Origin of the sequence: Pseudomonas sp. Z3-6 (assembly GCF_051131985.1) — a bacterium.
Taxonomy (GTDB): Bacteria; Pseudomonadota; Gammaproteobacteria; order Pseudomonadales; family Pseudomonadaceae; genus Aquipseudomonas; species Aquipseudomonas zanjanensis.
In genome coordinates, this window is record NZ_CP071644.1 from 1,311,911 (window position 1) to 1,331,622 (window position 19,712).

Sequence of the window (19,712 nt, forward strand, 5' to 3'; positions counted from 1 at the left end):
AGTGTCCCTGATCGCTTCTGACCACTTCCGCATCGTTGTCGGCCTCGGCAAGAGCGGCATGTCCCTGGTTCGCTTCCTGGCGAACCGGGGCGTGTCGTTTGCCGTGGCCGATACGCGGGAAAATCCGCCTGAGCTGGCCACGCTGCGCCGTGACTATCCCCAGGTGGACGTGCGTTGTGGCGAGCTGGATGTCGAATTCCTGTGCCGTGCCGATGAGCTCTACGTGAGCCCCGGCCTGGCCCTGGCGACCCCAGCCCTGCAGGCTGCCGCCGCCCGTGGTGTGAAATTGTCCGGCGACATCGAGCTATTCGCGCGCAACGCCAAGGCGCCGATCGTTGCCATCAGCGGTTCCAATGCCAAGAGCACCGTCACCACCTTGGTCGGTGAGATGGCTGCGGCGGCCGGCAAGCGCGTCGCCGTAGGCGGCAACCTGGGTACCCCGGCGCTGGACCTGCTCAGCGACGAGGTCGAGCTGTACGTGATGGAGCTGTCGAGCTTCCAGCTCGAGACCACCGACCACCTGGGCGCCGAAGTGGCCACCGTGCTCAACGTCAGTGAAGACCACATGGACCGCTACAGCGGCCTGCCGGCTTATCACCTGGCCAAGCACCGGATCTTCCGTGGTGCCCGGCAAGTGGTGTTCAATCGCCAGGATGCCCTGACCCGTCCGTTGCTGGGCGAGGGCATGCCGTGCTGGTCGTTCGGCCTGGGCGTGCCGGACTTCAAAGGCTTCGGGCTGCGTGAAGAGAATGGCGAGAAATACCTGGCCTTCGAATTCCAGAACCTGATGCCGGTGCGCGAACTGAAGATTCGTGGCGCCCACAACCAGGCCAATGCCCTGGCCGCGCTGGCCCTGGGGCATGCGGTCGGCCTGCCGTTCGACGCCATGCTCTCGGCCCTGCGCACCTTCGCCGGCCTTGAGCACCGCTGCCAGTGGGTACGCGATCTCGATGGCGTGGCCTGGTACAACGACTCCAAGGCCACCAACGTCGGTGCCGCGCTCGCGGCCATCGAAGGCCTGGGCGCGGACATCGACGGCAAGCTCGTGCTGATCGCCGGCGGCGACGGCAAGGGTGCCGATTTCAAGGACCTGCGCGACCCCGTTGCCGCCAACTGCCGCGCCGTGGTGCTGATGGGCCGTGATCGCGAATTGATCGCCCAGGCCCTCGGCGATGCCGTGCCGCTGGTGCGCGTCGCTTCGCTGGACGAGGCGGTGCAGCAATGCCGCGCCCTTGCTCAACCGGGCGATGCAGTCCTGTTGTCGCCGGCCTGCGCCAGTTTCGACATGTTCAAGAACTACGAAGAGCGTGGGCAGTTGTTCGCCCAGGCCGCGGAGGACTTGGCATGAACCTGATGAACATCATCAAGCCGTACCCGTCGCCGCTGATCACCGGTCGTGGCATCGATCTGGATTTCCCGATGCTCGCCGGTTGCCTGGCCTTGCTGGGCCTGGGCCTGGTCATGATCACCTCCGCGTCGTCGGAAGTGGCCGCCGTGCAGTCGGGCAACACCCTTTACCACATGATCCGCCACCTGATTTACCTGGTGATCGGCCTGGGCGCGTGCATCGTCACCATGATGGTGCCGATCGCCACCTGGCAACGCCTGGGCTGGATGATGTTGCTCGGTGCCTTCGGCCTGTTGGTGATGGTGCTCTTGCCGGGTATTGGCCGCGAGGTCAACGGCTCGATGCGCTGGATCGGCTTCAGCTTCTTCAACGTCCAGCCTTCGGAGATCGCCAAGGTCTTCGTGGTGATCTACCTCGCCGGTTACCTGGTGCGTCGCCAGAAGGAAGTGCGCGAGAGCTGGATGGGGTTCTTCAAGCCGTTCATCGTGTTGCTGCCGATGGCCGGCCTGCTGCTGATGGAGCCGGACTTCGGCGCCACGGTGGTGATGATGGGCGCGGCGGCGGCGATGCTGTTCCTCGGCGGCGTCGGGCTGTTCCGTTTCACTTTGATGGTCGCGCTGGCGGTGGCGGCGGTGACGGTGCTGGTGCAGGCGCAACCGTATCGGATGGCGCGCCTGATCACCTTTACCGATCCGTGGGCCGACCAGTTCGGTTCCGGCTATCAATTGACCCAGGCGCTGATTGCCTTCGGTCGCGGCGAGTGGCTGGGCGTGGGCCTGGGCAACAGCGTGCAGAAGCAGTTCTACCTGCCGGAAGCCCACACCGACTTCGTGTTCTCGGTCCTGGCCGAAGAACTGGGGATGGTGGGTTCCCTGTGCACCGTCGCCCTGTTCGTGTTCGTCTGCGTGCGTGGCATGTACATCGGCTTGTGGGCGGAAAAGGCCAAACAGTTCTTCGCCGCCTATGTGGCGTATGGCTTGTCGTTCCTGTGGATCGGCCAGTTTTTGATCAACATCGGCGTGAACGTCGGCCTGTTGCCGACCAAAGGCCTGACGCTGCCGTTCCTCAGTTACGGCGGCAGTTCCCTGGTGATCTGCTGTGCCTGTCTCGGCCTGTTGCTGCGCATCGAATGGGAGAGTCGAACCCACCTGGGCAGCGAAGAGATGGAATTCCAGGAGAGCGACTTCGCCGAGGAGCCGACTCATGGGCGCTAACGTGCTGATCATGGCGGGCGGTACCGGCGGGCACGTATTCCCGGCGCTGGCCTGTGCCCGGGAGTTCCAGGCACGCGGCTACACCGTGCACTGGCTGGGCACGCCACGGGGCATCGAGAACGAACTGGTGCCCGGCGCCGGCCTCGAACTGCACCGGATCGACGCCAGCGGCCTGCGGGGCAAGGGCAAGCTGTCGTTGCTCAAGGCACCGCTGATGCTGCTCAAGTCGGTCTGGCAGGCGCGGGCAATCATTCGTCGGCTGCGGCCGGTGTGCGTGGTCGGGTTCGGCGGTTATGTGACCGGGCCGGGCGGCGTTGCGGCAAAACTGGCCGGTGTGCCGGTGATCGTCCACGAGCAGAACGCCGTGGCCGGTACCGCCAATCGGTTACTGGTGCCGTTGGCCGCCCGGGTCTGTGAAGCCTTTCCCGACACCTTTACCCTGTCGGGCAGCCGTCGCACCACCGGCAATCCGGTGCGTACCGAGCTGTTCCTCGAAACACCGCGCCCGGCCCTGGCCGGACGCAAGGCGCGTTTGCTGGTCCTGGGTGGAAGCCTGGGGGCGGAACCGTTGAACAAATTGCTGCCCGAAGCCCTGTCGCAGGTCGCCCCCGAACTGCGCCCGGAAGTGTTTCACCAGGCCGGCAAAAACCACGATGAAGTGACCGCCGAGCGCTACCGCGCCGCCGGCGTCGAGGCGCAAGTGCAGCCTTTCATCAAAGACATGGCCCAAGCCTATGGCTGGGCCGACCTGGTGGTCTGCCGCGCAGGCGCGTTGACCATCAGTGAACTGGCTGCCGCCGGTCTGCCCTCGATGCTGGTGCCTTTGCCCCACGCCATCGACGATCACCAGACCCGTAACGCCGATTATTTGGCCCGTGAAGGCGCTGCCTTCCTGATGCCGCAAAGAACGACTGGCGCCGCGGATCTTGCCGCCCGCCTGACAGAGGTTTTGATGCAGCCGCAACGACTTGAAGACATGGCCCGCGCCGCGCGCCGCCTGGCCAAACCCGATGCCACGGCCCAAGTGGTCGATACCTGCCTGGAGGTGGCCCATGGTTGAGAATCGCAAAGCCATGCCGCAACCGGAAATGCGCCGTATCCGCCGCATCCACTTCGTCGGTATCGGCGGCGTGGGCATGTGCGGGATCGCCGAGGTGCTGCTGAACCTGGGTTACCAGGTCTCGGGTTCCGACCTGAAGGCTTCCCCGGTTACCGAGCGCCTGGAATCCTTCGGCGCGCAGATTTTTATCGGCCACCGTGCCGAGAACGCCGCCAATGCCGACGTGCTGGTGGTGTCCAGCGCCGTGAACACCTCCAACCCGGAAGTCGCCACCGCCCTGGAACGCCGCATCCCGGTAGTGCCACGGGCCGAAATGCTCGCCGAGCTGATGCGCTATCGCCACGGCATCGCCGTCGCCGGTACTCATGGCAAGACCACCACCACCAGCCTGATCGCCTCGGTGTTCGCCGCTGGTGGCCTGGACCCGACGTTCGTGATCGGTGGCCGCCTGAATGCCGCGGGCACCAATGCCCAGCTGGGCACCAGCCGCTACCTGATCGCCGAAGCCGACGAGAGCGATGCGAGCTTCCTGCACTTGCAACCGCTGGTGGCCGTGGTGACCAACATCGACGCCGACCACATGGCGACCTACGACGGCGACTTCAACAAGCTGAAGAAAACCTTCGTGGAGTTTTTGCACAACCTGCCGTTCTACGGTCTGGCGGTGGTGTGCCTGGACGATCCGGTGGTGCGTGAGATCCTGCCGCTGATCAAGCGTCCGACCGTGACCTACGGTTTTGGCGAAGACGCCGACGTACGCGCCATCAACGTGCGCCAGCAGGGCATGCAGACGTTCTTCACCGTGTTGCGTCCTGATCGCGAGCCGTTGGACGTGTCGGTGAACATGCCTGGCAACCACAACGTGCTCAACGCCTTGGCCACTATCTGCATCGCCACCGACGAAGGTGTCAGCGATGAAGCCATCGTCCAGGGCCTGTCCGGGTTCCAGGGTGTGGGCCGACGCTTCCAGGTCTACGGCGAATTGCCGGTGGACGGCGGCAACGTGATGCTGGTGGACGACTACGGCCACCACCCGACCGAAGTCGCGGCGGTGATCAAGGCCGTGCGCGGTGGCTGGCCGGAGCGGCGCCTGGTGATGGTCTACCAGCCGCACCGCTACAGCCGCACCCGCGACCTGTATGACGATTTCGTCCAGGTGCTGGCCGACGCCAACGTGCTGCTGTTGATGGAAGTCTACCCGGCCGGTGAAGAGCCGATCCCGGGGGCCGACAGCCGCCAGCTGTGCCACAGCATTCGCCAGCGTGGCCAGTTGGACCCGATCTACATCGAACGCGGCGTGGACCTCGCGCCGTTGGTCAAGCCGCTGCTGCGCGCCGGCGACATCCTGCTGTGCCAGGGTGCCGGCGACATCGGTGGCCTGGCCCCGAAACTGTTGAACAGTCCGTTATTCGCCGGAGCCATCGTGGCGTCCAGCGAGGGGAAACTGAAATGACTGCTGCCTACGCCAACCTGGTCTCGACCCTCGATCCGAAAGCCTTCGGCCGCGTTGCCGTGCTGTTCGGTGGCAAGAGCGCCGAGCGCGAGGTCTCCCTCAAGTCCGGCAACGCCGTGCTGCAAGCCTTGCAAAGTGCCGGCGTCGACGCCTTCGGCATCGATGTGGGCGACGATTTCCTGCAGCGCCTGCTCAGCGAAAAGATCGACCGCGCCTTCATCATTCTCCACGGTCGCGGCGGTGAAGACGGCAGTATGCAAGGCCTGCTCGAATGCCTGGGCATTCCCTACACCGGCAGCGGCATCCTCGCGTCCGCCCTGGCGATGGACAAGCTGCGCACCAAGCAGGTCTGGCACAGCCTCGGCATTCCAACGCCGCGTCATGCCGTGCTGGCGTCCGAGGCCGATTGTATTTCGGCGGCCACGGAACTGGGCTTCCCTTTGATCGTCAAACCGGCCCATGAAGGTTCAAGTATCGGCATGGCGAAAGTGAATTCGCTGCCTGAGTTGACCGCAGCCTGGAAGGACGCCAGTTCCTACGATTCGCAAGTGTTGGTCGAACAGTGGATCACCGGTCCCGAGTTCACCATCGCCACCCTGCGTGACCAGGTGTTGCCCCCGATTGCGCTGGGCACGCCCCACACGTTCTACGACTACGACGCCAAGTACATCGCCAACGATACCCAGTACCGCATTCCCTGCGGGCTGGATGCGGCCAAGGAAAAACAACTGATGGACCTCACGGCCAAGGCCTGTGAGGCGCTGGGTATCGCCGGTTGGGGCCGGGCGGACGTGATGCAGGACGCCGATGGGCAGTTCTGGTTCCTGGAAGTCAACACCGCCCCTGGCATGACCGATCACAGTCTGGTGCCGATGGCGGCCCGCGCCGCCGGCCTGGATTTCCAGCAACTGGTGCTCTCGATCCTGGCCGCCAGTGTCGGCCAACAAGAGCCAAGAGGTTAAGCCATGCAAGGCGCATCGCTTCGTCATCAGCCATCCGCACCCGGTCGCAAGCCGGTGCCGCGGGGTGCCAGCCGAATGGTGGCCAAAGAGCCGATGTCGGCGCGCTTGCCGAAAGCCAATTTTGGCTTTCTCAAGAGCCTGTTCTGGCCAGTGATGCTGGTTGCGCTGGGGTTCGGTACGTATGAAGGCGCGCAACGGTTGTTGCCGTATGCCGATCGGCCAATCGCGCGGATCAACGTCCAGGGCGACCTGAGCTACATCAGCCAGCAGGCGGTGCAGCAGCGGATCGCCCCGTTCGTCGCGTCGAGCTTCTTCACCATCGACCTGGCGGGCATGCGCACGGAGCTGGAGCAGATGCCCTGGATCGCCCACGCCGAAGTCCGGCGGGTGTGGCCCGACCAGGTGTCGATTCGCCTGGAAGAACAGCTGCCGGTGGCCCGTTGGGGCGACGAGTCGCTGTTGAACAACCAGGGCCAGGCGTTTACGCCGCGGGAACTGGCCAACTATGAACATTTGCCGCAACTGTTCGGTCCACAGCGGGCCCAGCAGCAAGTCATGCAGCAATACCAGGTGTTGAGCCAGATGTTGCGGCCGTTGGGCTTCTCCATCGCGCGCCTGGAGTTGCGTGAGCGCGGCAGTTGGTTCCTGACCACTGGCGCGGGCAGCTCGGGGCCGGGCATCGAGCTGTTGCTCGGTCGCGGCAACCTGGTGGAAAAGATGCGCCGCTTCATCGCCATCTATGACAAGACGCTCAAAGAACAGATTACGAACATTGCGCGCATCGATCTGCGCTACGCCAACGGCCTGGCTGTTGGCTGGCGGGAACCTGTAGCGCCGACGACGGCCGAACCCGCCGTCGCGAAGAATTAAGAAGAGGCAGGACCCATGGCAAACGTGCAAAGCGGGAAAATGATCGTCGGTCTCGATATCGGCACTTCCAAGGTGGTGGCGCTGGTAGGCGAAGTCGCGGACGACGGCACGCTGGTCATCGTCGGGATCGGTACACACCCGTCCCGCGGCTTGAAGAAAGGCGTGGTGGTGAACATCGAGTCCACCGTGCAATCGATCCAGCGCGCCATCGAAGAGGCGCAACTGATGGCCGGTTGCCGGATCCACTCGGCGTTCGTCGGCGTGGCGGGCAATCACATCCGCAGCCTGAATTCCCACGGTATCGTGGCGATTCGTGATCGCGAAGTCAGCTCCGCGGACCTTGAGCGCGTCCTCGACGCGGCCCAGGCCGTGGCGATCCCGGCCGACCAGCGTGTGCTGCACACCCTGCCGCAGGATTACGTGATCGATAACCAGGAAGGCGTGCGCGAGCCCCTAGGCATGTCCGGCGTGCGCCTCGAAGCCAAGGTCCACGTGGTGACCTGCGCGGTGAACGCTGCACAGAACATTGAAAAATGCGTGCGCCGCTGCGGCCTGGAAATCGACGACATCATCCTCGAGCAACTGGCTTCGGCCTACTCGGTGCTGACCGACGACGAGAAAGAACTGGGCGTGTGCCTGGTGGACATCGGCGGCGGCACCACCGACATCGCGATCTTCACCGAAGGCGCCATTCGCCACACGGCCGTGATTCCGATTGCTGGCGACCAGGTGACCAACGACATCGCCATGGCGTTGCGCACCCCGACCCAGTACGCCGAGGAAATCAAGATCCGCTACGCCTGCGCCCTGGCGAAACTGGCCGGTGCCGGTGAAACCATCAAGGTGCCAAGCGTCGGCGACCGTCCACCGCGCGAACTGTCGCGCCAGGCCTTGGCCGAGGTGGTCGAGCCGCGTTACGACGAGCTGTTCACGCTGATCCAGGCCGAGCTGCGTCGCAGTGGCTACGAAGACCTGATCCCGGCCGGCATCGTGCTGACCGGCGGTACCTCGAAGATGGAAGGCGCGGTCGAGCTGGCCGAGGAGATTTTCCACATGCCGGTGCGCCTGGGCGTGCCCCATGGCGTCAAGGGCCTGGATGACGTGGTCCGCAACCCGATCTATTCCACCGGCGTGGGCCTGTTGATGTACGGCCTGCAAAAACAGTCCGACGGGATCTCGTTCTCGGGCATTGGCAGTCGCGACAGCTACAGCAGCGACGAGCCGAAGGCACCGCTGTTCGAGCGTCTCCAGGCTTGGGTCAAGGGCAACTTTTAACAGTTTCAAAGCTTCACGCGGCAGGTTTCAGGCTTGGCGCTGGAAGACGCAGCAAACGCAGTAGGCGAAAAAACTAGAGAATGAAAGGAGAGGGAACATGTTCGAACTCGTAGACAACATCCCCGCTAGCCCGGTTATCAAAGTAATCGGTGTCGGCGGTGGCGGCGGCAACGCTGTCAACCACATGGTCAAGAGCAACATCGAAGGCGTCGAGTTCATCTGCGCCAACACCGATGCTCAAGCGCTGAAAAACATCGGCGCGCGGACCATCCTGCAACTGGGTACCGGCGTGACCAAGGGCCTGGGTGCCGGCGCGAATCCCGAGGTTGGCCGTCAGGCTGCCCTGGAAGACCGCGAGCGCATCGCTGAAGTCCTGGCCGGCACCAACATGGTGTTCATCACCACGGGCATGGGCGGTGGTACCGGTACCGGTGCTGCGCCGATCATTGCCGAAGTGGCCAAGGAAATGGGTATCCTCACCGTTGCGGTGGTGACCCGTCCGTTCCCGTTCGAAGGCCGCAAGCGCATGCAGATCGCCGATGAAGGCATCCGCGCGCTGAGCGAAAGCGTCGACTCGTTGATCACCATCCCCAACGAGAAGCTGCTGACCATCCTGGGTAAAGACGCAAGCCTCTTGTCGGCTTTCGCCAAGGCCGATGACGTGTTGGCCGGTGCCGTTCGCGGTATCTCCGACATCATCAAGCGTCCAGGCATGATCAACGTCGACTTCGCCGACGTACGCACCGTGATGTCCGAAATGGGCATGGCGATGATGGGCACTGGCTGCGCCAGCGGTCCGAACCGTGCGCGCGAAGCCACCGAAGCGGCCATCCGCAACCCGTTGCTCGAAGACGTCAACCTGCAGGGCGCTCGTGGCATCCTGGTGAACATCACCGCCGGTCCGGACTTGTCCTTGGGCGAGTACTCCGACGTGGGTAGCATCATCGAGGCGTTCGCTTCCGACCACGCGATGGTCAAGGTCGGCACCGTGATCGATCCGGACATGCGTGACGAGCTGCACGTGACCGTGGTTGCCACTGGCCTGGGCGCGAAAATCGAGAAACCGATGAAGGTGATCGACAACACCGTGCAGACCGCCATGGCCTCCCAGCCACAGCAGCAAGCCCCCGTTCGTCAGGAACAGCCTGCGGTGAACTACCGTGACCTGGACCGTCCGACCGTCATGCGCAACCAGGCCCAGGCCGGTGCCGCGACTGCCGCGAAGATGAATCCGCAAGACGATCTGGATTACCTGGACATCCCAGCTTTCCTGCGTCGTCAGGCCGATTGATGAAATGTATCAGGGGGATACGGGTGATTGGTGTTCAGCAAAGGTCTGGTCTGCTATTATCGCCAGCCTTTGTTGATACCAGTTCGCAATTTGCGCTGAAGCGGCCCATGCCATGATTAAACAACGCACCCTGAAGAATATTATCCGTGCCACAGGTGTCGGCCTGCACTCCGGCGAGAAGGTCTACCTGACCCTCAAGCCCGCGCCTGTCGATACCGGCATCGTGTTTTGTCGTGCCGACCTCGACCCTGTGGTGCAGATTCCTGCTCGCGCGGAAAACGTTGGTGAAACCACTATGTCGACCACGTTGGTCAACGGTGACACCAAAGTGGATACGGTGGAGCATTTGCTCTCGGCCATGGCTGGCCTGGGCATCGATAACGCCTACGTCGAGCTCTCCGCGTCCGAAGTCCCGATCATGGATGGCAGTGCCGGACCCTTCGTATTCCTGATTCAATCGGCTGGCCTGGAAGAGCAGGACGCAGCCAAGAAGTTCATCCGCATCCTGCGGGAAGTGACAGTGGAAGACGGCGACAAGCGCGCCACTTTCGTCCCTTTCGAAGGTTTCAAGGTGAGCTTCGAGATCGATTTCGATCACCCGGTTTTCCGTGACCGCACCCAGAGTGCAAGCGTGGATTTTTCCAGTACTTCGTTCGTAAAAGAAGTCAGCCGCGCCCGTACCTTTGGTTTCATGAGTGATATCGAGTACCTGCGCAAGCACAACCTCGCACTCGGCGGCAGTGTTGAAAACGCGATCGTGGTCGATTCCGATGGTGTATTGAACGAAGACGGTCTTCGCTATGAAGACGAATTCGTCAAGCATAAGATCCTCGATGCAATCGGCGACCTCTACCTGCTGGGCAATAGCTTGATTGGTGAGTTCAAGGGCTTCAAGTCCGGACACGCACTGAACAACCAGCTGCTGCGCAAGTTGATTGAGCAGAAAGATGCTTGGGAAGTCGTGACGTTCGAAGACGCCAGCACCGCACCAATTTCTTACATGCGTCCTGTCGCGGCCGTGTAAGCAAAAAACCTCTCTAGTTTTTGAAGGCTGCCTTTGGGTGGCCTTTTTTTATGGGCGCGTTTTGGGTGTGTATATCCATTTCTTCGGCAACGGCTGCTTAGGGTTCCGCCCTGATGGCGGGTCATTTTTGGAAGAGCCGTGTTCCTCCTGTGGGAGCGAGCCTGCTCGCGAAGGGGCCGGTATATCCAACATCACCGCAAACTTACACACCGCCATCGCGAGCAAGCTCGCTCCCACAGTGTTTACCGTTGATCAATCTGTGGCGTGATGGCTGGGAAGCTTTTGTGGCGAGGGAGCTTGCTCCCGCTTGAGTGCGCAGCGCTCATCGCTTTTTTGGGGCCGCTGCGCGACCCAGCGGGAGCAAGCTCCCTCGCCACAGGACCGTGCCGCTCCCAAAACCCTTGTGGGTATCCAACATCACCGGACATCACATCGCACAAACCACACGATTTCGCCCACTGGCCTTCGCCTGGTACAGCGCCTTATCCGCAGCGAACAAAAGTTGCGAAAGCTCACCATATGGCCCATTCAGCCAAGTAGCGATGCCGATACTTACCGTCATGGTCGCTCCCCCCTCGGTCACTGGCGGTAATTGTTCAACCGCGTCGCGAATGTTCTGGGCCATGGTAAAGGCGCCCGCAGTGGTGGTCTCCGGCAGAATCACCGAGAATTCTTCACCGCCATAGCGCGCCGCCAGGTCGGCGGGGCGTCGCACATGCTGGCCGATCAACTGCGCCAAGGCCCGCAGGGCCTCGTCACCCTGTTGATGACCATGGCGATCGTTGAACGCCTTGAAGTGATCGGCATCGATCATCAACACCGACAACGGTTGACCCGAACGTTGCGCACGCAACCACTCCTGCTGCAACGTTTCGTCCAGGGTTCGCCGGTTGGCAAGGCCTGTGAGGGCGTCCGTGGCGGCCAGCTGTGCCAGTTCCCGTTCGGCATTGTGGCGGCGGCGCAATTCCCGGCGCAGCAGCCAGGTGAGCCAGAGCAAACCGATGCACAGCGCACCGGTGGCGCCACTGACCAGCAATGCCGTGCGTTGCCAGGACGCGAAGACCTCTCGGGAGGAGAGCGCCACCACGACGATCAGTGGCAGGTTGCCTACCTGGGAAAAGGTGTATAGGCGCTGTGTCTGATCGACACTGGATATGCTGGTAAAACTGCCGTTGCCCTCGCGCAGGATACGCACGAAGTTCGGTCGGTTGCTGAAGTCCTTGCCAATCATGTCGTCAGCCAGGGGCGGTTCCTGGGCCAGCAGGATTCCATCGCGGCTGACCAGGTTGACCGTCCCATGGCCGATGTTCAGGCTCTTGAACAACTGGCTGAAGTAGTTCAGGCGCATCGCGGCTTCGGCCACGCCCATGAACTCGCCCTGGTCATCGCTCAGTCGATAGCTGAAGCTGATGCGCCAATCCTTGGTGGCACTCCTGGAACGGAACGGGCGGCTGATCATCATGTCCGGAGTCGGGTTTTGGACATGGGACTGGAAATACTCCCGGTCGGCGTAGTTGCCTTTGCGCGGTTCGACCGAGGCGGAGTCGGCGATCACATCGCCCCGCTTGTCGAGCAGCAGGATGTCGCCTTTATAGGGAACGGTGGTGGCGCGGTCGAACAGGGCCAGGTGGCGGATCGTTGGCGAAACGTCTTTCAGGTCGTCGCGTTTTGCCGTGGCGATCAAGCCTTGTAGCGACAGGTCGTAGAGTTCGACGTTGCGCAGCACGTCGGCATCGATCAGTTGCACGATATTGTTCGCCGCGCGTGTGGCCGCCTGCTGAGCCGTTGCGTGTTCGCGAATCAACAGGAACGTCACGATACTCAGGATGGCAATGACAACCAGCGAGCTGGCCAGTACGAGTACCCGTTCCGAACGTATCGAAGACGGGGTGTTGCCGGGTGTCGCACTGCGCGCGCTCATGGTTCCGATGTCTGCATTGTCATAGGGTTGGGATCCGTCCCAAAGGATTGCAAACCGGCAAATGCACCAGATGCTGGCCTTTTGCTGATTGTGCTTGGATCGATGAGAGCGGGCAATCAGTGTTTGCGCAATAACTCGGTAGGAGCTGCCGAAGGCTGCGATCTATTGATTTTGGTCGAGTTGGCTTTCGCCCAGCATTCAGATGGAAAAGATCGAACCTTTAAGCGGTGTCAGGCAGGCAAGCGGATCCCGAACGTGTTGGCGCCCTGGTCGCTGTGCACAAAAACATCGCCACCATGCATCAGTGCGATGGCCTTGACGATGGCCAGCCCCAGCCCATGGTTGGCGCCGCTGTTGCTGCGCGAGGCATCGACGCGATAGAAGCGTTCGAACAGGCGCGGCAGGTGTTCGCCGGCAATCGGGTCGCCGGGGTTGGTGACGGCGAGGCAGATCTGCTCGCCAAGGGCTTCGATGCGCACATCGATCACTTGACCGGGCGCCGTGTGCTGGACGGCGTTGCTCAACAGGTTGATCAGCGCCCGGCGCAGGTGGGCGATCTCGATGTTGGCCTGGGCATCGCCGCTGACCCGGACCTGGACTTGGGCATCTTCCAGAATGAAGTCCAGGTAATCGAGGGTGGTTGCCACCTCGCTGGCCAGGGAGGTGCTGGTCAACTTGGTGGCCTTGCTACCCTGGTCGGCGCTGGCCAGGAACAGCATGTCGTTGATGATCGAGCGCAGCCGCTCCAACTCCTCGAGATTCGATTGCAGCACTTCGAAGTAATGTTCGGCCGAGCGACCACGGGTCAGCGCCACCTGGGTCTGGCCGATCAGGTTGGTCAAGGGCGAGCGCAGTTCATGGGCGACGTCGGCGTTGAACGACTCCAGCCGTGAGTAAGCCTGTTCGACCCGGTCCAGAGTGGCGTTGAAGGAGCTGACGAACTGGTTCAGTTCCGGCGGCAAGGGCGACAGTTGCAAGCGCCCGGACAGGCGGGGCGGGGTCAGGCGTTGGGCTTCATCGGAGAGCTTGATCAGCGGCTTTAGGCCGATGCGTGCGACCCAGTAGCCCAGCAACGAAGCCAGGAGCACGCCGACAATCGCCAGGCTTACCAGCGCCACCAACAGGCGATGCTGGGTCTGGTAGAAGGTCTCGGTGTCGATGCCAATCATGAAGCGCAGCGGCGGGCGTTGGTCCTTGGCCGGGAACTGGCTCACCAGGACTTTTATCGGATAGTGTCGATGGGGCAACGTCAGGTCGCGTTTACCCAGGGGACCTTGGGCAAAGGTGCGGATCTGCCCATCGGGATCGCCGTACTCAAAGCGCGGATCGTCACTGACGATCCAGAAATGGATGCGCTTGTCTTCCTCGCCGAGCAATCGCAGCTTGTTGTTGATCTTCACCCAGTGTTCAGGCGTGCCATAGCGACCGACAGTAGACTCCAGGACACTGTAGCGGGCATCGAGCTCGGCTTCGGGCAACAGGCCCAGGCCTTTGGCGACTTGTTGATACAAAGCGCCACCGATCAACAGGAACACCAATGCCGCCACCAGCGTGAACAGGCCGCTGAGGCGCAGGGCGATGCTGTCAGGCAATTTCATTGCCGCGATTCTCCAGCACATAACCCATGCCGCGAATGGTGTGCAGCAACTTCTGCTCGAATGGCCCGTCGAGCTTGGCCCGCAAGCGTTTGATCGCCACTTCCACCACGTTGGCGTCACTGTCGAAGTTGATGTCCCAGACCATTTCGGCAATGGCGGTCTTCGAAAGGATTTCGCCCTGGCGGCGGGCCAGGACACTGAGCAGGGAGAACTCCTTGGCGGTCAGGTCCAGGCGCTGGCCGGCGCGTGTGGCCTTGCGGCTGATCAGATCGATCCACAGGTCGGCGATGCTCACCTGCACCGGTTCATGGCCGCCACTGCGGCGGGTCAGGGCTTGCAGGCGGGCCACCAGTTCCAGGAACGAAAAGGGCTTGCCCAGGTAGTCGTCGGCGCCGTCGCGCAGCCCCTTGATGCGGTCCTCGACCCGTTCCCGGGCGGTGAGCATGATCACCGGCGTCTGCTTGCGGGCGCGCAAGGCCCGGAGCACGCCGAAGCCGTCCAGGCCCGGCAGCATCACGTCGAGCACGATCACCGCATAGTCGGTTTCCAGGGCGAGGTGCAGCCCCTCGATGCCGTCCGGCGCCACGTCCACGGTGTAGCCCTGTTCGGTCAGGCCGCGGTGCAGGTAGTCCGCGGTTTTTTCTTCGTCTTCAATGATCAGAACGCGCATGGCTCCGCCTCAGTGGTCTGTGCTTGCCAGCGCCGCCGTCGGCGCCGACCCTGGCTGATGGGCAGGCCGATGGAACAGGCGCTCGAGCCACAAGTATATGACCGGTGTGGTGAACAGCGTCAGCGCCTGGCTCACCAGCAGGCCGCCCACCACCGCGATGCCCAGGGGCTGGCGCAGTTCCGCGCCGGCGCCGTAGCCGAGCATCAGCGGCAGCGCACCGAGCAGGGCGGCCAGGGTGGTCATCATGATCGGACGGAAGCGTGTCAGGCACGCCTGGAAAATCGCCTCCTGGGGCGCCAGCCCTCTGTTGCGTTGGGCGTCGAGGGCGAAGTCGATCATCAGGATGCCGTTCTTCTTGACGATCCCGATCAGCAGCACCAACCCGATCAGCGCCATGATCGAAAAGTCCTGGCCCAGCAGCCAAAGCATGATCAGCGCGCCGAGGCCGGCCGAGGGCAGGGTAGAAATGATCGTCAACGGGTGTACGAAACTCTCGTAGAGCACGCCGAGGATGATGTAGACGGCCACCAGCGCGGCGAGGATCAGCCATGGCTGGCTCGCCAGCGAACTTTGGAAAGCCTGGGCCGCGCCCTGGAAATTACCGGTGATGGCGGCGGGCATGCCGATTTCGTTTTTTGCCTGGTCGAGCAGGCGCACCGCGTCTCCCAGGGCCACGCCGGGCGCCAGGTTGAACGACAGGTTGGCGGCCGGGAACATGCCGTCGTGGGCAATGGACAGCGGGCCGTTGCTCGGCGCATCGAAGCGGGCCAGGGCCGAGAGCGGCACCATTTCCCCGCTCAAGGGCGAACGCAGGTAGAAATATGCCAGGCTTTCGGCCTTGCCCCGCTGCGCGGTGTCGAGCTCCAGAATCACGTTGTACTGGTTGGTCTCGGTCTGGAATTCATTGATCTGCCGCTGGCCGAAGGCGTCGTACAGGGCTTGGTCGACATCGGTGGCGGTGAGGCCGAAACGCGCCGCCGCGCTGCGGTCGATGTTGATGTGGGTGATGCTGCCGCCCAGTTGCAGGTCGTTGGAGATGTCGCGGAACGCCGGGTTGCCGCGCAGCTTGTCGGTGAGTTTTTGCGTCCAGGCGTTGAGGCTCGGCCCGTCGTTGCTCTTGAGCACGTATTGGTACTGGGCGCGACTGGGGCCGGAGCTGAGGTTGATGTCCTGCCCGGCCCTGAGGTACAGCACCACGCCAGGGATTTTCAACAATTGCGGGCGGATCCGGTCGATGAAGCCACTGGCCGACACGTCACGCTCGCCCCGGGGCTTGAGGGCGATCCAGAAGCGGCCGTTGGCGATGGTCTGGTTGTTGCCCGAGACACCGACGGAGTGGGAGAAGGTCTGCACCGCCGGGTCGGCGGCGACGATCTCGGCCAGGGCCTTGTGCTTGGCCACCATGTCCGGGAACGACACATCGGCGGCGGCTTCGCTGGTGCCCAGCACCAGGCCGGTGTCCTGTACCGGGAAGAAGCCCTTGGGAATGAACACATAGCCGACCACTGCCAGTGCGAGGGTCAGGCCGAACACGCCGATCATCAGTTTTTGATGGGCGAGGGCCCGACGCAGGCCGCGCTCGTACCAGCCCAGCAGGCGTTCGCCGAACCCAGGTGCGCCGTGGGCGTGGTGCACCGGGGCACGCATGAACAGCGCGGCCAGGGTCGGCGCCAATGTGAGGGACACCACCACCGAAATCAGGATGGTCGAGGTGGCGGTCAGGGCAAACTCCTTGAACAGACGCCCGACCACGCCGCCCATGAACAGCAGTGGAATGAACGCGGCGATCAGCGAGAAACTGATGGAAACCACGGTGAAGCCAATTTCGCCGGCGCCCTTGATCGCCGCCTCGCGCATGCCATCGCCGGCCTCCAGGTGCCGGTGGATGTTTTCCACCACCACGATCGCATCGTCCACCACGAACCCCACCGAGATGACGATCGCCACCAGGGTCAGGTTGTTCAAGCTGAACCCCATCACGTACATCAGGGCGAAACTGGCGATCAGCGACACCCCCAGCACCGCCGAGACGATCAACGTCGCCGAGAGCTGGCGCAGGAACAATGCCATCACCGCCACCACCAGCAGCACCGCGATCAGCAAGGTGATCTCCACTTCATGCAACGAGGCGCGGATGGTCTGGGTGCGGTCGATCAACACTTTGACCTGCACCGCGGCGGGCAACATCGCTTGCAAGGTGGGCAGGGCCGCCTGGATGCGGTCGACGGTCTCGACGATGTTCGCCCCCGGCTGCCGGAAGATCACCAGGTTGACCCCCGGCTCGTTGTCGGACCAGGCCTGGACGTAGGCGTTCTCCGAGCCGTTGACCACCTTGGCGATGTCCTTGAGATGTACGGGTGCCCCGTCCCGGTAGGACACGATCAGCTCGCCATACTCGGCAGGCTGGAACAATTGGTCGTTGGTGGACAGGGTGGAAATGCTCGACTCGCCGTACAGCGCGCCCTTGGCCAGGTTGAGGCTGGCCTGTTGCAGCGCCAGGCGAATGTCCGCCAGGGTCAGGCCGATGGCGGCGAGCCGGTCGGCCGAGGCCTGGACGCGGATCGCCGGGCGTTGCTGGCCGGTGATGTAGATTTGTCCGACGCCGTCGATCTGGCTGATCTGGCGGGCGAGCAGGGTTTCGACGTAGTCGCTCAGTTCGGTGCCGGGCATCAGGCTGGAGCTGATGCTGAGGATCAGCACCGGGCTGTCGGCGGGGTTGACCTTGCGCCAGGTCGGCAGGTTCGGCATGTCGTTGGGCAATTTGCCGGCGGCGGTGTTGATGGCGGCCTGCACTTCCTGGGCGGCGGTGTCGATGCTTTTATCGAGGCTGAATTGCAGGATCAGGTTGGTCGAGCCCAGGGCACTGCTGGACGTCATTTGGGTGATGCCGGGAATGGCGCTGAATTGCACTTCCAGCGGCGTCGCCAGCGACGACGCCATGGTTTCGGGGCTGGCCCCGGGCAACTGGGCATTGACCTGGATGGTCGGGAACTCCGCCTCCGGCAACGGCGCGACGGGCAGGCGAGGAAAGGCGATTACCCCCAGCAATACCAGGGCAAATGTCAGCAGTACCGTGGCGATGGGGTGGTCGATGCACCACGCCGAAACCGAGCCGCGGCCCTTCATGGTTGCGGCTCCACAGTCTTGGCCAGGGCGGGCGGATCACTGAGCACCTGGATGTGGCTGCCCGGCTTGAGCCGTGACTGGCCGTCGCTCACCAGTTGGTCGCCGGCGTTGACTCCCTTGATGATGTGCAGGTCGCTGTCCTGGTAAACCATCGTCACCGGCACGCTCTCGACCTTGTCGCCCTTGATCCGGTACACGAAGTGTTGCTCCAGGCCACGCTGGACCACGGTGGGCGGCACCACCAGGGCGTCCTTGTCGATGGCCGTCTGGATTTTCAGCGTCACCAGTTGCCCAGGCCACAGTCGTTGCGCGGCGTTGTTGAATTCGGCCTTGGCCCGCAGGGTTCCGGTGTTGGCGTTGATCTGGTTATCGATGAGGCTCAGGCGCCCCTCGCCGAGCAGTTCCCCGGTGGCGCCATCGGCACCGATGTAAGCCTTGACCAAGGCTTGCTCAGGGGCGGCGATCAACCGTTGCAAGGTCGGCAGCATTTGTTGGGGCAGGGAGAACTCCACCGCGATCGGGTCGATCTGGGTCACCGTGTACAGGCCTTCGGCATCGCTGGTGCGCAGGAAGTTGCCTTCGTCTACGTTGCGAATGCCGACGCGCCCGCTCACCGGGGAGCGGATCTGGGTGTAGGACAGTTGCACCTGTGCCGAGTCGATGGCCGCCTGGTTGCCCTGGGCGGTCGCCTTGAGCTGGTTGACCAGGGCCTGTTGCTGGTCATAGGTCTGCTTCGAGACGCCGTCATCGACGCTCAGCAACTTGTAGCGCTTGAGGTTGACCTGGGCCACCGCCAGCTGCGCCTGGCTCTCGCCGAGCTGGGCCCGGGCCTGGTCGAGGCTGGCGCGGATCGAGCGGTCGTCGATGGTCGCCAGCAGGTCACCCTTCTTGACCAGTTGCCCTTCCTTGACCAGAAGCCGGGTGAGGATGCCGTCGATCTGCGGCCGGATCACCACGCTGTGCAGCGACAGGACCGTGCCGATGCCGCTGGCAAAGCGCGGCACATCCTTTTGCACCACGCTGACGGCCCGTACCGGAACGGCGGCGGGGGCGCCGGGCTTGGCGGCCACGGGCTTGAGCGCATACCAGAGGACGAGGGCCGCCAGGGCGACCAACAGCATGACAAGCAGGACAGTTTTCTTCTGGGTGCGCATGGATATGAAGGGCCGGTTCGGGACGCAGGAGTTTGAGCTTTCTTATATAGCGTTGCGAGCCGGTCAGGAAGGTGACGGCTAACTGACAGGCGTGTCAGTTTTGTCCTGGATTGCTGTCGGATGAAGGGATGTTGGGTTTGCTGGCCCCATCGCGAGCAAGCTCGGCTCCCACAGTGGCTCTGCGTTGGATATCAGTTTTGTGCCCACTGAAGATTAATGTGGGAGCGAGCCAGCTCGCGATGGCGGTGGTTCATGTTGGATGAAACTGGCCTGCGCGCCGGGATATCGGGCAGGTATACTGCCGTCTTTCGCGGCTTGCCTACCGAGCCCGGCATACTGAATTGTGGCGAGGGAGCTTGCTCCCGCTGGGCTGCGAAGCGGCCCCATCCCTGTGAGCGCTTCGCACTCAAGCGGGAGCAAGCTCCCTCGCCACGGGTTTGTTGTCCTACTCAAGTGAATAATTCAAATGACTTCCTCAATACCATCGCCCGCGGACGAACGCTCGCAAGGCGAACCGTCTGGCCAGACGGACAGCGATGTTTCCAGCAGCGAGGACGTGAAAGCGGCGATCCCCGCCTTCAAATTCCCATTCAAACCCGGTGAACTGGCTGCGGCCAAGGGCGCCGGCCAGCAGCCGTGGTACAAGAATGGCGCAAAGAATGGCCACACCAAGACCCCGGGCGCCGCGCCTCCCGGCACGCGCCGTTCAATGGGCAAGCGCTGAAGTCATCCTTCGAGCATGGGGC

General features: G+C 63.0%; 15 protein-coding genes. 10 read left to right on the forward strand and 5 right to left on the reverse strand.

Translation table 11 applies throughout. The features are described 5' to 3' along the window. The first annotated feature begins 1 nt into the window (after position 1). From murD to lpxC, 9 genes are all read left to right on the forward strand, one after another. Positions 2-1,348, forward strand: a complete 1,347-nt coding sequence (gene murD / locus J3P88_RS06015; protein WP_434574423.1) for a UDP-N-acetylmuramoyl-L-alanine--D-glutamate ligase — start codon at positions 2-4, stop codon at positions 1,346-1,348. After that, on the forward strand, positions 1,345-2,562 hold the full coding sequence (ftsW, locus tag J3P88_RS06020) for a putative lipid II flippase FtsW (RefSeq protein WP_411385565.1): 1,218 nt from the start codon (positions 1,345-1,347) through the stop codon (positions 2,560-2,562). Before murD ends, ftsW begins: the two co-directional genes overlap by 4 nt. Next, complete coding sequence (gene murG / locus J3P88_RS06025; protein WP_186705126.1) at positions 2,552-3,622, forward strand: undecaprenyldiphospho-muramoylpentapeptide beta-N-acetylglucosaminyltransferase; 1,071 nt, start codon at positions 2,552-2,554, stop codon at positions 3,620-3,622. Before ftsW ends, murG begins: the two co-directional genes overlap by 11 nt. Next, positions 3,615-5,075 carry a UDP-N-acetylmuramate--L-alanine ligase gene (gene murC, locus J3P88_RS06030; RefSeq protein WP_053124957.1) on the forward strand — a complete coding sequence of 487 codons (1,461 nt, stop codon included), beginning with the start codon at positions 3,615-3,617 and terminating at the stop codon, positions 5,073-5,075. Before murG ends, murC begins: the two co-directional genes overlap by 8 nt. Then, positions 5,072-6,037, forward strand: coding sequence for a D-alanine--D-alanine ligase (locus tag J3P88_RS06035; RefSeq protein ID WP_053124955.1), 966 nt, complete (start codon positions 5,072-5,074; stop codon positions 6,035-6,037). The genes murC and J3P88_RS06035 overlap by 4 nt, the downstream gene beginning before the upstream one ends. Before the next feature lie 3 nt (positions 6,038-6,040). Continuing rightward, a complete protein-coding gene (locus J3P88_RS06040) occupies positions 6,041-6,907 on the forward strand; it encodes a cell division protein FtsQ/DivIB (protein ID WP_186705128.1) in 867 nt (288 codons plus the stop codon). 15 nt (positions 6,908-6,922) lie between these two features. After that, complete coding sequence (gene ftsA / locus J3P88_RS06045) at positions 6,923-8,182, forward strand: cell division protein FtsA (protein WP_003205342.1); 1,260 nt, start codon at positions 6,923-6,925, stop codon at positions 8,180-8,182. A gap of 97 nt (positions 8,183-8,279) precedes the next feature. After that, entirely contained in the window at positions 8,280-9,473 is a 1,194-nt protein-coding gene (gene ftsZ / locus J3P88_RS06050) for a cell division protein FtsZ (protein WP_042729563.1), read from the forward strand. A gap of 112 nt (positions 9,474-9,585) precedes the next feature. Then, entirely contained in the window at positions 9,586-10,497 is a 912-nt protein-coding gene (lpxC, locus tag J3P88_RS06055) for a UDP-3-O-acyl-N-acetylglucosamine deacetylase (RefSeq protein ID WP_030139673.1), read from the forward strand. Positions 10,498-10,924: 427 nt separating this feature from the next. On the opposite strand, the gene J3P88_RS06060 is transcribed toward lpxC, so the two are convergent. The 5 genes from J3P88_RS06060 to J3P88_RS06080 all read right to left on the reverse strand — a co-directional run bounded on the left by J3P88_RS06060 (position 10,925) and on the right by J3P88_RS06080 (position 18,966). Next, positions 10,925-12,418, reverse strand: a complete 1,494-nt coding sequence (locus J3P88_RS06060) for a sensor domain-containing diguanylate cyclase (RefSeq protein ID WP_186705129.1) — start codon at positions 12,416-12,418, stop codon at positions 10,925-10,927. Positions 12,419-12,648: 230 nt separating this feature from the next. Next, positions 12,649-14,016: a heavy metal sensor histidine kinase gene (locus tag J3P88_RS06065; protein ID WP_434574424.1), complete on the reverse strand. Its 1,368-nt coding sequence runs from the start codon at positions 14,014-14,016 to the stop codon at positions 12,649-12,651. Continuing rightward, the gene (locus tag J3P88_RS06070; RefSeq protein WP_186705131.1) at positions 14,003-14,686 is read right to left on the reverse strand and encodes a heavy metal response regulator transcription factor; all 684 of its coding nucleotides are present in this window, start codon (positions 14,684-14,686) and stop codon (positions 14,003-14,005) included. The genes J3P88_RS06065 and J3P88_RS06070 overlap by 14 nt, the downstream gene beginning before the upstream one ends. 9 nt (positions 14,687-14,695) lie before the next feature. After that, positions 14,696-17,812, reverse strand: a complete 3,117-nt coding sequence (locus J3P88_RS06075) for a multidrug efflux RND transporter permease subunit (protein WP_434574425.1) — start codon at positions 17,810-17,812, stop codon at positions 14,696-14,698. Next, the gene (locus tag J3P88_RS06080; RefSeq protein ID WP_434574426.1) at positions 17,809-18,966 is read right to left on the reverse strand and encodes an efflux RND transporter periplasmic adaptor subunit; all 1,158 of its coding nucleotides are present in this window, start codon (positions 18,964-18,966) and stop codon (positions 17,809-17,811) included. The genes J3P88_RS06075 and J3P88_RS06080 overlap by 4 nt, the downstream gene beginning before the upstream one ends. 466 nt (positions 18,967-19,432) lie before the next feature. Between J3P88_RS06080 and J3P88_RS06085 the strand changes: the two genes are divergently transcribed. Next, complete coding sequence (locus J3P88_RS06085) at positions 19,433-19,690, forward strand: hypothetical protein (protein WP_186705134.1); 258 nt, start codon at positions 19,433-19,435, stop codon at positions 19,688-19,690. The last annotated feature ends 22 nt before the right edge of the window (positions 19,691-19,712 follow it).

Excerpts from the sequence above, each read along its gene's own strand:
- ftsW (WP_411385565.1), top strand. The coding sequence starts at position 1,345 with ATGAACCTGATGAACATCATCAAGCCGTACCCGTCGCCGCTGATCACC.
- murG (WP_186705126.1), top strand. The coding sequence starts at position 2,552 with ATGGGCGCTAACGTGCTGATCATGGCGGGCGGTACCGGCGGGCACGTA.
- murC (WP_053124957.1), top strand. The coding sequence starts at position 3,615 with ATGGTTGAGAATCGCAAAGCCATGCCGCAACCGGAAATGCGCCGTATC.
- J3P88_RS06035 (WP_053124955.1), top strand. The coding sequence starts at position 5,072 with ATGACTGCTGCCTACGCCAACCTGGTCTCGACCCTCGATCCGAAAGCC.
- J3P88_RS06040 (WP_186705128.1), top strand. The coding sequence starts at position 6,041 with ATGCAAGGCGCATCGCTTCGTCATCAGCCATCCGCACCCGGTCGCAAG.
- ftsA (WP_003205342.1), top strand. The coding sequence starts at position 6,923 with ATGGCAAACGTGCAAAGCGGGAAAATGATCGTCGGTCTCGATATCGGC.
- ftsZ (WP_042729563.1), top strand. The coding sequence starts at position 8,280 with ATGTTCGAACTCGTAGACAACATCCCCGCTAGCCCGGTTATCAAAGTA.
- lpxC (WP_030139673.1), top strand. The coding sequence starts at position 9,586 with ATGATTAAACAACGCACCCTGAAGAATATTATCCGTGCCACAGGTGTC.
- J3P88_RS06060 (WP_186705129.1), bottom strand. The coding sequence starts at position 12,418 with ATGAGCGCGCGCAGTGCGACACCCGGCAACACCCCGTCTTCGATACGT.
- J3P88_RS06065 (WP_434574424.1), bottom strand. The coding sequence starts at position 14,016 with ATGAAATTGCCTGACAGCATCGCCCTGCGCCTCAGCGGCCTGTTCACG.
- J3P88_RS06070 (WP_186705131.1), bottom strand. The coding sequence starts at position 14,686 with ATGCGCGTTCTGATCATTGAAGACGAAGAAAAAACCGCGGACTACCTG.
- J3P88_RS06075 (WP_434574425.1), bottom strand. The coding sequence starts at position 17,812 with ATGAAGGGCCGCGGCTCGGTTTCGGCGTGGTGCATCGACCACCCCATC.
- J3P88_RS06080 (WP_434574426.1), bottom strand. The coding sequence starts at position 18,966 with ATGCGCACCCAGAAGAAAACTGTCCTGCTTGTCATGCTGTTGGTCGCC.
- J3P88_RS06085 (WP_186705134.1), top strand. The coding sequence starts at position 19,433 with ATGACTTCCTCAATACCATCGCCCGCGGACGAACGCTCGCAAGGCGAA.